The 12,663-nt window shown below is 38.7% G+C and carries 8 protein-coding genes; all 8 read left to right on the forward strand.

Going from position 1 to position 12,663, the window contains the following annotated elements:
- The first annotated feature begins 271 nt into the window (after positions 1-271).
- The 8 genes from HMPREF1639_RS01820 to recA all read left to right on the forward strand — a co-directional run bounded on the left by HMPREF1639_RS01820 (position 272) and on the right by recA (position 12,594).
- Positions 272-1,117, forward strand: coding sequence for a DegV family protein (locus tag HMPREF1639_RS01820; RefSeq protein ID WP_036762654.1), 846 nt, complete (start codon positions 272-274; stop codon positions 1,115-1,117).
- Positions 1,118-1,206: 89 nt separating this feature from the next.
- Positions 1,207-3,297 carry a polyribonucleotide nucleotidyltransferase gene (pnp, locus tag HMPREF1639_RS01825; RefSeq protein WP_036762656.1) on the forward strand — a complete coding sequence of 697 codons (2,091 nt, stop codon included), beginning with the start codon at positions 1,207-1,209 and terminating at the stop codon, positions 3,295-3,297.
- 160 nt (positions 3,298-3,457) lie between these two features.
- Entirely contained in the window at positions 3,458-5,497 is a 2,040-nt protein-coding gene (locus HMPREF1639_RS01830; protein ID WP_207640735.1) for a cell wall-binding repeat-containing protein, read from the forward strand.
- A gap of 40 nt (positions 5,498-5,537) precedes the next feature.
- A complete protein-coding gene (locus tag HMPREF1639_RS01835; protein WP_036762658.1) occupies positions 5,538-6,803 on the forward strand; it encodes a M16 family metallopeptidase in 1,266 nt (421 codons plus the stop codon).
- Positions 6,803-9,367: an FtsK/SpoIIIE family DNA translocase gene (locus HMPREF1639_RS01840; RefSeq protein ID WP_052045375.1), complete on the forward strand. Its 2,565-nt coding sequence runs from the start codon at positions 6,803-6,805 to the stop codon at positions 9,365-9,367. Before HMPREF1639_RS01835 ends, HMPREF1639_RS01840 begins: the two co-directional genes overlap by 1 nt.
- A 48-nt stretch (positions 9,368-9,415) precedes the next feature.
- Positions 9,416-10,738, forward strand: a complete 1,323-nt coding sequence (rimO, locus tag HMPREF1639_RS01845; protein WP_036762660.1) for a 30S ribosomal protein S12 methylthiotransferase RimO — start codon at positions 9,416-9,418, stop codon at positions 10,736-10,738.
- Between the two features lie 19 nt (positions 10,739-10,757).
- Positions 10,758-11,297 (forward strand): CDP-diacylglycerol--glycerol-3-phosphate 3-phosphatidyltransferase, encoded by a 540-nt coding sequence (pgsA, locus tag HMPREF1639_RS01850; RefSeq protein ID WP_036762661.1) that lies wholly within the window; start codon positions 10,758-10,760, stop codon positions 11,295-11,297.
- A gap of 247 nt (positions 11,298-11,544) precedes the next feature.
- Positions 11,545-12,594 carry a recombinase RecA gene (recA, locus tag HMPREF1639_RS01855; protein WP_036762665.1) on the forward strand — a complete coding sequence of 350 codons (1,050 nt, stop codon included), beginning with the start codon at positions 11,545-11,547 and terminating at the stop codon, positions 12,592-12,594.
- The last annotated feature ends 69 nt before the right edge of the window (positions 12,595-12,663 follow it).

Below are 12,663 nucleotides of genomic sequence, written 5' to 3' on the forward strand. Positions count from 1 at the left end.
CGAACGGCACGCTCCGTGGTGTGAGAGGGAGGAGAAAGTCCTCCCTACTCGATTAAGTTATATAGATTATATATAAATCCTTAAGAGATGGTTTATATTGACGATTTTGTAGATATGTAGTATTACCAGCTTACATATCTTGCTCTTTAGCTGGAATAAAATTAAGCTCTGAAATATATAAAAATATATATTTATAGGTGTCTATGTGGTATAATAGATTATATTGACTTAATTAGATTTAAATAGAATAAAAATGTTAGGAGGTATAACTTTGGACATAAAATTGATATGTGATAGTTTATGTGATATTCCTGATGAATTATATGACAAAGAATACTTGGAAATAGTGCCGTTGACTTTGATATTAGACGGAAAAGAGTATAGAGATAATATAGATATAACTAAGGAAGAATTCTACCAAAGAGCTCTAAAGTCCAGCGAGATACCAAAGACTTCTCAGGCGACTTATATGCAGTTCAAGGAAGTTTTTGACAAGGCCATGGAAGAGGGCAAGAAGGTTATTTGTATTACTGGTGCATCTACTAAGAGTGGTACTTATCAAAGTGCCATCTTGGCCAAGAATGATACTGACGGACCTATACATGTCTTTGATACAGAACAACTGTCTTTGGGGGCAGGTCAGTATGTGGTCAGGGCTTGTGATATGATAGATGAGGGCATTTCATATGAAGAACTTTTAGATAATCTAGAGGGACTACGTGAGAGTGTGAGCATCCTATTTGCCCCAGCCTCATTTGACTTTTTGAAGAAGAGTGGTAGGGTACCACTATCTACAGCTATTTTGGGTAATATGCTTAGTATCAAGCCAATATTTATCATGGAAAAGGGTGAGATAGCCCTTGAAGCCAAGGTTAGAGGTATTAAGAAGCTAGTTAGCAAGCTAGTAGATACAGTTATAGAGAAGAATGAAAAGTACCTGAGTGAAATAACCCTAATGGTTGGCTATGGATCAAATCTAGAAAATTTCGCTAAATTAAACGAGGAAATTGAAAAGAGATTAAAGGACAAGGTAAAGAAAATAGTATACACAAAGGGTGGAGCTTGTATATGTTCACATACTGGTCCAGACATAGTTGCAATTAGTTATTCAAAATGATTTCAACTAACACTAACTAGTTTTACTAGTTATATGTCAATTAGTAATATAAATAAAATTAGTAACAGAAGAAGTAAGAGGAGGAAACTATGTTCGAACATAGAATATTTAAAACGGAAATCGCCGGCAGAACGTTAACTGTTGAAATAGGTAAGATTGCCGAAATGACAAATGGTAACTGTATCATCAGCTATAGTGATACTATGTTAATGGTCAATGTGACTAAATCAGCACAACCAAGGGATGGGATTGATTTTTTCCCACTAAGTGTAGATTTTGAAGAAAAGTTGTATTCAGTTGGTAAGATACCAGGTGGATTTTTAAAGAGGGAAGGTAAGGCTTCTGAAAAGGCGACTTTGACATCTAGACTGATAGATAGACCTATCAGGCCTCTGTTTCCAGAAGGCTTTAGAAATGATGTTCAGGTAGTTGCTACTGTCTTGTCAGTAGAGCAGGATTGTACACCAGACATAGTGGCTATGCTGGGATCTTCAATTGCCCTATCAATATCTGATATACCTTTCAACGGACCAACTGCATCAGTTCTAGTTGGACTAGTAGATGGTGAATTCGTATTGAATCCAAACCAGCAAGAGAGAGAAGAGAGTACACTACACCTAGTAGTATCAGGTACTAAGGAAGCAATCATGATGGTTGAAGCTGGTGCCAAGGAAGTTGATGATGATGTAGTTTTAGATGCCATCCTTTATGCTCATGAAGAAATAAAGAAAATTGTTGAATTTATAGAGGGTATAGTTGCAGAAGTTGGACATGAAAAGTGCCCAGTTGAACTGCATGTGCCAAGTCAGGAAGTAGAAGTAGCTGTCAATGAATTTGCTAGAGAAAAGATGAGACAGGCAGTAAAGACAGTTGAAAAGATGGAAAGAACTGAAAAGATGGACGCTGTCAGCGAAGAGACTATGGCCCATTTTGAAGAGCAGTGGGAAAACTTCGATGAAGTAGCAGGAGATATAGAGGATGTCCTACACGCAATCATAAAGGACGAAGTTAGAAGCTTGATAGCTGACCACAGTGTTAGACCAGACAATAGGTCCCTAGATGAGATTAGACCAATCTGGTGTGAAGTTGGCATGATACCTAGGACTCACGGTTCTTCAATATTTACAAGAGGTCAGACTCAGGTAATGAATGTAACTACACTAGGTGCCTTAGGCGATGTACAGAAGCTAGACGGACTAGATGAAGAAGAAAACAAGAGATATATGCACCACTACAATTTCCCAGCATATTCAGTTGGTGAAACTAGACCTTCAAGGGGTCCAGGTAGAAGAGAAATAGGTCATGGTGCCTTGGCTGAAAGGGCCCTACTACCAGTAATACCTAGCAAGGAAGATTTCCCATATGCTATTAGACTGGTATCAGAGGTATTGAGCTCTAACGGTTCTACATCTCAGGCATCAGTTTGTGCATCTACACTTTCACTACTAGATGCAGGTGTACCTATCAAGGATATGGTAGCAGGTATAGCTATGGGTCTCATCAAGCACCATGGTAAGGTAGCTGTATTATCAGATATCCAGGGTATGGAAGACCACCTAGGCGATATGGACTTCAAGGTTGCAGGTACTGAAAAGGGTATAACTGCTATCCAGATGGATATCAAGATAGCTGGTATAGATGAGCCAGTTCTTAGACAGGCTCTAAAGCAGGCTAGAGAGGGTAGACTACATATACTTGGCGAAATGAGAAAGGTAATTACTGAACCTAGACCAGAGCTATCTCAGTATGCTCCAAAGATTGTCAAGATGATGATAAATCCAGACAAGATCAGAGACGTAATCGGACCTGGTGGAAAGATGATCAACAAGATTATCGATGAAACTGGCGTAAAGATAGATATAGAACAGACTGGTGAAGTATTTGTTGTCGGCGTTGATTCAGATATGATTAAGAGGGCCCTAGCAATGGTAGAGGAAATAGTTGCAGAGGCTGAGCCAGGCAAAATCTACAAGGGTACTGTTACAAGAATAGAAAAATTCGGTGCCTTCGTTGAGATACTACCAGGCAAGCAGGGTCTGCTTCATATATCTCAGATATCTAAGGAAAGGGTAGCTAAGGTTGAAGACGTATTGGCTATCGGCGACCAGATAGATGTTTTAGTAACTGAAATAGATGACAAGGATAGGATAAATCTTTCAATAAAGGCTATTAAGAGATAGTTTAGAGTATAGTTTATTAAGGGTCAGTGTGAATAGATTTTGCACTGACTTTTTTATGTTTTTTGACTTGAAGTTTAAAGTGATTATTTACTTCAGTTATAAAATGAGGATAGTTTTTCAAAGGGAAATTTACTGTTTGAGGATGGAGGCAAGTGTGACTATGGAAAATACTATTATAAGTAGCAAGCTTAAAACTAAGTATGGTAAAAGTGTGGGAGTTTTACTTTTTTCAATTTTTATAGTAACATCTTTTACAGTTAATGGTAGGGCTTTAGATAGGATAGCTGGATACAATAGGTTTGAAACATCAGTGGAGATATCCAAGAAGATTAGTTCTGATAAGACACCTGTAATTTTGGCCAATGGAAGGTCCTATATCGATGCCTTATCTGGAGGCAGTCTGGCAGCTGCTAGTAGGGGAAGGATTCTTCTCACAGAAACTGACTCTCTACCTCTAGCTACCATGAATGAAATACTAAGGACTAAACCGGACAAGGTATATATACTGGGTGGCAAGTTTTCTGTATCGAGTGGAATTGAGGAAGAGTTAAAATTTAAGGGGTATAATGTAGTAAGAATCAGCGGACAAGATAGGTATGAAACATCTACTAAAATTGTAGATGAAATAAAGTTAAATTATGGCCTTGATGAAATTTGTATAGTGACCAATCAAATGGATGCAATTTCTGCCTGTGCCTACTGTGGTGAAAAGAAGCCTATACTTTTGGTAAATAAGGAAAAGCCAAATTATAATCTGCTTGACAAGTATAGTAGCCTAGAAAAATTTGCTATAGGTGGAAGAGAATCTATAAGTCAAGACCTATATGAAAGATTGGGTATGAATAGAAGAATAGCAGGTGAGAATAGGTATGAAACTGCCATAGAAATTTCCAAGCTTATAGATGGTGACAGGGTCTATGTAGCCAGTGGCCAAAATATAATTGACGCCCTAGCTCTTGGTCCGCTAGCTTATCAAGATGGAGCAGCTATAATATTGACTAATAAGTCAGGTATAAACAGGTCTTACAAACCATATATCAATGAAAAATACAATGATATAAGTCTCGTTGGTGGACCAAATTGGGTTCCAAATGACTTGTTCAAGTCACATGATAAGCCGGAAATAAAACCTGACAAGAAACCTAATAAGGATAGTCAGGAGAAAAATATAATACCAAAAAACAGGTCTTCATTTGAATACTGGGACTATTATAACCACTATGACAGTCGGGTAATATACAGTCAATACCAGATAAGAGAGATTAATAAGAATAATATTTCAAGGTCCAAATATCTAAATAAATTAGAAGACATTAAAGGTCAATATGGTTTTATAGCCAATAGGACGGTAATGAGAGGTAGGCCGGCTAGGATAGATTCATCTAGGGGCCAAGACCAAGGTGCCCTAACAGGTTTATTCCCTTGGGATGAGCTTGTAATAGTAGGACAAAATTCAGACAAGACTTGGTCTAAGGTATATTCAGTAGACTATTGCGGCTGGGTTCCTACAAAGAATATAATGAAGGTCACAAAAGAAGAATTTTTAGCCAATAGAAGTGTAGATTTTGCAACCTTTATAAATAGACAAAAGTATACAGGAGGCTACACTATAGATATGGGTACTAGGATGCCTATAGTATCAGAAGATTCTACTAGTTTTAAGTTGGCAATGCCAATTGCAGGAAACTCTTACAGGACTACTAGCATAAGTTTGGATAGGTCAGAGGCTGTAAAGTCTTACCTTGACTTTAGCCAGGCAAATATAATCAGGCAGGCCTTAAAGTTTGAAGGTGAGAGCTATGGTTGGGGGCACAGCAACAATACTAGAGATTGCTCTGGATTTATTAGGGATATATACAGGTCATTTGGTCTTGTAGTATCTAGGGATGCATCCAGTCAAAGCCAAGATCTAGTTGGCAGGAAGATAGATTTTGCTTCATATAATTCGAGAAGAGCCAAGGAGGATTTCCTGCTTAGGCAGAAACCAGGCATAAGTATGTACATGAAGGGTCATGTGATGATGTATTTAGGCAAGGATTCCAAGTCTAGACCTCATATGATCCACCAGTATGGATATGCCTTTGTGAATGGTAGAAATACAGCAGTTTTTAGAAATGAAATTAATGATGTGGCAAGGAAGGCGACTTCATCAGCAGCCTTTATAGACTTTGTTACATCTGGACGTGATTTTACCAACTAGCCTATTTGGATATTGGTCGTCAGTTAAATAAGGAGAGATAATGATAAAATATAAATCATTGAAAAATGGATTGAGGATAGTTGCCGAGGAAATACCTTATGTAAAGTCGGTGTCGGCAGGTGTCTGGATAAATGTAGGAGCTAGGATGGAGGAAGGCTATCCTCCTGGACTAGCCCACTTTATAGAGCATATGCTCTTCAAGGGTACAAAAAAGAGGTCATCCAAGAAAATATCCAATGATATCGACTATTATGGGGGACTTTTGAATGCCTTTACTGGTCATGACCATACCTGTTACCATGTAAAGATGCCCTATAACCGCATATTGGAAGGCCTTGATGTCATAGGAGATATACTTACAGGTTCATTATTTTCAGAAAGTGATATAGAAAAGGAAAAGCTGGTAATTCGTGATGAGATAAAGATGTATGAGGATTCACCAGAGGACTATCTCTATGAGGAACTTCTAAAGAGGACCTATTCCAATCGAGGCATAGGCAGGTCGGTTTTGGGCAGTATAGAATCCGTTTCTGAGATATCTAGGAAGGATATTATTGATTTTTTTGGGAAATACTATATACCTAACAATGCAGTTTTGGTGATGAGTGGAAACTTCCTACTTGAAGAAATAAGCAATGAATTAGAAGATATTTTTTCTGACTGGAAGAGAAGAGATTTTTCAATTAAGAGACAGGAACAGACCTTTATAGCCCAAACTTATATAGAGGATAGGGATGATGAGCAGTCTAATATTGGTATCTTGTTCCAGTGCCCAAACGATAGTGACTACAAGGATTTTTTGGCAGTCAAGTTGGTAAATAATATATTGGGGAATTCCACTAGTTCTAGGCTCTTCCAAAATATAAGAGAGAGCAGGGGACTTACCTATAATATATATTCTTCAGATTCTTTTTATGTAGATTATGCAGAGTTGGGTATATATTCAAGTATGGCTGATGATAATTTGCAGGAGGTCTATAGGCTGATTATGGCTGAAATAGCTTCTTTAAGAGAGTCTTATATCAGTCAGGAAGAGTTGAATTTTGCCAAAGAGCAGTATAGGGGAAGTGTCCTTATGAATATAGAAGATACAGAGGACAGGATGCTGTTAATCGGCGAATACGAGGTCAATAACAAGAGGCTCCTAGCCATAGATGAAATAATGGATATTCTAGATGATATAGACCTGGAATATATGAAGAAAGTAATAGATAGTATATTTGGCTCTCCTATGTCTCTGGGTATTACAGGTAGGTCGGCGACCTTGTTGATGAGTCAAATTGAAGGATTAAGTGAGGTGAAATAATGCCTAGCAAGAAGAGTAGGCAGCCTAGTAGGAGGTCTGGACCACCTGCCAAGGCTATCAAAAAAAAGAAGAAAAAGCAAAATAAAAGACCTAAGGGAGGACTGAGGATAAATGGAGAGTACCAATATTTAATACTGGTATTTTTTGGTCTCTTCTTCGCTTATGGGCTAATGTCATCATCAACAGCCCTATTGCCTAGGATAATACAGTTATTGTGCAAGGGCTTGTTTGGCGGCCTAGCTCTCTTGATACCATTTGTGATGGTAGTTATGGGAGTTACAGGTCTATTGGATGGCAATGAAAAAATAGATAGGATAAAAAAAACTAGGATATTTTATATATTTGTATTGTTTTTGGTAATATATTACGGTTTGATAAATTATGCCAGAACACCATCAGAGAGTCCATTTAATCTTGATATGGTCCAGGATATAATCAAGATGGGAGTATCAAAAGAAGGCGTAGGTCTAATACCTTCAGTAGTGACCTATCTTCTTAGCCACTTGCTTGGATTTGCTGGTGCATGGTTGTTGACAATATTTGCGACTATCTTGGCTTGCCTATACTTCTTTGATATTTCTGTCAAGGATATAGTGGCCTATATCAAAAATCCTAAGGATTCAAATAATATTATAAATAAGATTAGGGTCAAGTTTGGCAAGAAGGCCAAGATAGATGGTGTAGATGACAAGACAATCTTAAATAAAACTGGCCTATTTGAAAAGATTAAGGACAAGTTCCATAAGGATGAGGATGAAGTTTATGATGAGGATATAGATGACGACAAGACTATAAAGATTGTAGGTTTCAACAAGGCAGAAGATGACTACCTAGAAATTCTTGAGGGTACGCAGGGTCTATCAGACCTAGAAATTCTTCAGCAGATGCAAAAGGAAGAACCTATAATTGATGGATTAGTTACTAAGGAAGAAGAAATATCTGAGAGGGCAGCTAATAAGCTTCTTCAGTTAGATGAAGAGGATTATGAAGGAAGTCACGGTAAGTCATTGGAAGGTCTCGATATGGAGGAGATACCAAGCAAGAAAAAAATGAATGGATTGACTGAGGATGTTAAATTGAGCCACATCCAAACTAGTAAGACCTATGTGGAAGAGGATGATAAGCTTGTCCAGGAAAATGAACACGAAAAGTACAAAAACTACAAGATGCCACCAATAAGTCTTTTAAAAAAGGTAACAAGCGGAGGCGATAAAAAATCTAAGCACAAGGTACTAGAAAATGCACGCAGGTTAGAGCAGACCCTTAGAGATTTTGGTGTGGATGCTAATATCAACCAGGTAACAGTAGGACCTACAATTACCAGGTATGAGATACAGCCTAGACCCGGTGTCAAGGTCAGTAAGATTGTCAACCTTACTGATGATATAGCTCTTAGTCTAGCTGCCAAGAGCATCAGGATGGAGGCTCCTATACCAGGTAAGAGTGCCATAGGTATAGAGGTTCCAAATGATGAGTCACAGATGGTCAGTGTCAGAGAGATAATAGACAGTGACGAGTTTAAAAACTTCAAATCACCCCTAGCCATGGGGTTGGGCAAGGACGTTGCAGGTCGAATCATAATAGGGGATATAGGAAAGATGCCTCACTTACTGATTGCAGGATCTACTGGTTCTGGTAAGTCTGTATGTGTAAATACACTTATCACGAGTATAATGTATAAGGCCAAGCCAGACGAGGTCAAACTAATGTTAATTGACCCTAAGGTGGTGGAGTTGGCCAACTATAATGGTATACCCCACCTACTAGTTCCGGTTGTAACCGATCCTAAAAAAGCAGCCAATGCCTTGGGTTGGGCCGTTAGTGAGATGAATAGAAGGTACAAGCTATTTGCTGAAAATCAGGTCAAGGATGTCAGCTCCTACAATGAAAAATCTGATGATCCACTGCCTAAGATAGTTATAATAATAGACGAGTTGGCCGACCTTATGATGGTAAGTGCAAATGATGTTGAAGACCATATATGTAGGTTAGCCCAGATGGCCAGGGCAGCTGGTATGCACCTAATCGTTGCTACACAGAGACCATCTGTAGACGTAATCACAGGTGTAATAAAGGCCAATATACCTTCTAGAATTGCCTTTGCAGTATCATCCCAAACAGACTCTAGGACCATAATAGATATGGGTGGAGCAGAGAAACTCCTAGGCAAGGGGGATATGCTATTCTACCCGCTTGGAGCAGCCAAGCCTATGAGACTACAGGGAGCCTTTATATCAGAGGCCGAGTCTGAGAATATTATTGAATATGTAAAGAAGGAAGCTGGGGAGATATCCTATGCTGGAGATATAGAAGAGTCTATTTCAAGTGTCAATACCGAGAGAAATGGCGACGAAGATGAACTTCTATATGATGCAATTAGCTTTGTAGTGGCAAATGGTCAGGCCTCATCTTCTATGCTACAGAGGAAGTACAAGATAGGCTTTAACAGGGCAGCAAGGCTAATAGATAATATGGAAGAGAGGGGCATAGTTGGACCTAGTGAGGGAAGTAAGCCTAGGAAGGTTCTTATTAGCCAAGGAGATCTAGATAGTCTAGAAGGATAATTCAGAAAGAATAATTTAAAATATATAGTGAGATATGGAGGAAGTAATTTGAAAATAGCATTAGAATCCTTGGGATGTTCAAAAAACTTGGTTGATGCTGAGATAATGTTGGGCCAACTAAATAAAAAAGGCCACCAACTGGTTGGAGACTATAATGATGCAGATATAGTAATCGTAAATACCTGTGGATTTATAGAGTCTGCCAAGCAGGAGTCGATTGACTCTATAGTACAATATGCCGACCTTAAAAATGAGGGTAGTCTGAGCTATCTTTTGGTGTCAGGCTGTCTAGCCCAGAGGTATCCAGATGAACTAATGGAGGAAATACCTGAAATAGATGCCATAGTAGGTACAGGCTCCTACGAAAATATAACAGATGTAGTAGACGGTCTAATGAAAAAAGACGGAATAAGATTATTGGGAGATATCAATTTCACCTTTAATGAAGACCTAACAAGGTATGTGTCTACACCTGACCACCTAGCATATTTGAAGATTGGTGAGGGTTGTGACAACCATTGTACCTACTGTATAATACCAAAATTGAGGGGTAAGTACAGGTCTAGAAAGCTTGAAAACCTATTAGAAGAAGCTAAAAAATTAAAAGAAGCTGGTGTCAAGGAACTAGTTGTAATAGCCCAGGATACCAGTGTATACGGTAGGGATATCTACGGTAAGCCAGCCCTGGCAGACCTACTAGAAGGACTAGCTCTACTAGGTTTTGACTGGATTAGGTTTATGTATTCCTATCCAGAGGGGATTAGCCAAGAAATAGTAGACGTAGTTGCCAAGTATGATAATATCTGTTCTTATTTCGATATACCTATGCAGCACGCCAGCGATAAAATTTTAAAGCTCATGAACAGGAAGACTAGTCGTCAGGAGTTAAAGGACAAGATTGAGATGATCAGGGCTAAAATACCTGATGCAACAATTAGGACTACCTTTATAGTTGGTTTCCCTGGTGAAACAGATGAGGACTTTGAAGACCTAATAGACTTTGTAGAGGAAATGAAACTTGATAGGATGGGCGCCTTTACCTATTCTAGGGAGGAAGACACAGCTGCAGATAGACTAGATGGCCACATGGACCAAGAAATAAAGGAAGAGCGTCTACAGAGGTTGATGATGGTCCAGCAGGCCATATCCGAAGAACTAAACAGTAAAAAAATCGGAAAAACTTTCAAGGTCTTGATAGAAGACCAGGTTGATGATACCCTATATATAGGGAGGACTCAGTCTGATGCAGAAGATATAGATAGTGTCATATATGTAGAGTCTAGAGAGAACCTAGAAATAGGGGACTTCGTGAATGTTGTAGTAAAGGAAGCCTTTGAATATGACCTAAAGGGTTGTATAGAAGGGCAGTAGATTTTAAGGAGGCAATAGGATGAATTTACCTAATAAGTTGACAGTTTTTAGAATATGTATGGTTCCCTTGTTTATGCTATTTATCTACCTGCCAATACCTGGCAAGTATTTGATTTCATTAATTATATTTGCTATAGCGGCTATTACAGATGCCTTAGATGGTAGGATAGCTAGGAAATATAATCTTGTAACAGATTTTGGGAAGTTTATGGACCCTTTGGCAGACAAGCTACTAGTTATAGCAGCCCTAACTTGCATGATAAAACCAGGACTAGTACCTGCTTGGATAGTCGTAGTTATAGTAGCTAGGGAGTTGGCAGTTAGTATAATGAGGGCCATAGCAGCAGCTGACGGTAAGGTTATCGCTGCTGGAAATAGTGGCAAGCTAAAGACGGTTACCCAGATGTTCGCCATAGTATTTTTACTTTTGGGAGCCCACACAGATATAGGGCTTATTTTTAAGATAGGTACAGTTTTGATTTATCTTGCAGCCATACTAACCATATATTCAGGATACGAGTATTTTTCAAAGAACAAGGAATTGTTTGAAGATAGGTAGTATAAAAAGTATTATTATGGATTTAAGTGTTATTTTTTATAAAAATGCCTATAAGTTTGTAGTAGGGAAAGATTTCAACTTAAATAGACTGGTATCAGTTAGATAGCATATAAGAATTGAATGAGTAGGCAAACATAGGTGAAAAATAAATAGGCAATTAAGAACATTTGTTCTTGACTCTGTCTGCAAGGTATAATATAATGAACTTATAAGAACATACGTTTAACTAGATAGGAAGGGTAAAAATATGACTATTGATAATAATAAAATGGAGGCCCTAAATGAGGCCCTAAAGAAAATTGAAAAAGAGCACGGTAAGGGTTCTGTAATGAAGCTAGGAGAGACTACTGGTCTAGATATAGATTCTATACCTACAGGTGTTATAGGTTTGGATATAGCGGCAGGTGTTGGAGGCCTACCAAGGGGTAGAATAATAGAAGTCTACGGACCAGAATCTTCAGGTAAGACTACGGTTACACTTCACTGTATAGCAGAGGCCCAAAAGAGGGACGGTATAGCAGCATTTATAGATGCAGAACACGCTTTAGACCCTGTATATGCAAGAGCATTGGGTGTTGATGTTGACAACCTAATAATATCACAGCCAGACACTGGTGAACAGGCTCTTGATATAGCAGAATCCTTAATTAGGTCTGGTGCCATAGACATCTTGGTAATAGACTCTGTTGCAGCCCTTGTTCCCAAGGCTGAAATAGAGGGAGATATGGGTGACTCTCATGTAGGCCTTCAGGCTAGGTTGATGTCTCAGGCACTTAGAAAGCTAACTGGGTCTATTAAGAAGTCCAATTGTGTAGTCATCTTTATCAACCAGTTGAGAGAAAAGGTTGGGGTTATGTTTGGTAATCCAGAGACTACAACAGGTGGTAGGGCCCTTAAATTTTTCTCAACTATGAGAATAGAGGTTAGGAGAGTTGACTCTATCAAACAGGGAGACAAAATTCTCGGCAATAGGACTAGAATAAAGATTGTAAAAAATAAGGTGGCTCCACCTTTCAAGCAGATCGAGTTTGACATAATGTATGGGACTGGTATATCTAAGTCAGGCGACCTTTTGGATGTGGCAGCTGGTATAGACGTAATAAAGAAGGCTGGTGCTTGGTATAGCTACAATGACGAAAAAATGGGTCAGGGTAGAGAAAACTCTAAGAGGTTCCTAGAAGAGAATGAAGATATTGCAGCTGAAATAGAGGCTAAGGTAAGAGAGTACTACGGTCTACCTGTTGATGGTGTGGTTACAGGTTCTGCTAGCAAGGAAGAGGAACAGATGCAATTCTAATGCACTAAAATAACTAGGTTCTTTGTCAACTAGCGTTGATGAATAAAATCCGAAATTTATGCGACAGCA

The sequence above is a fragment of the Peptostreptococcus sp. MV1 genome, from assembly GCF_000758885.1.
In the GTDB taxonomy this organism is placed as follows: Bacteria; Bacillota; Clostridia; order Peptostreptococcales; family Peptostreptococcaceae; genus Peptostreptococcus.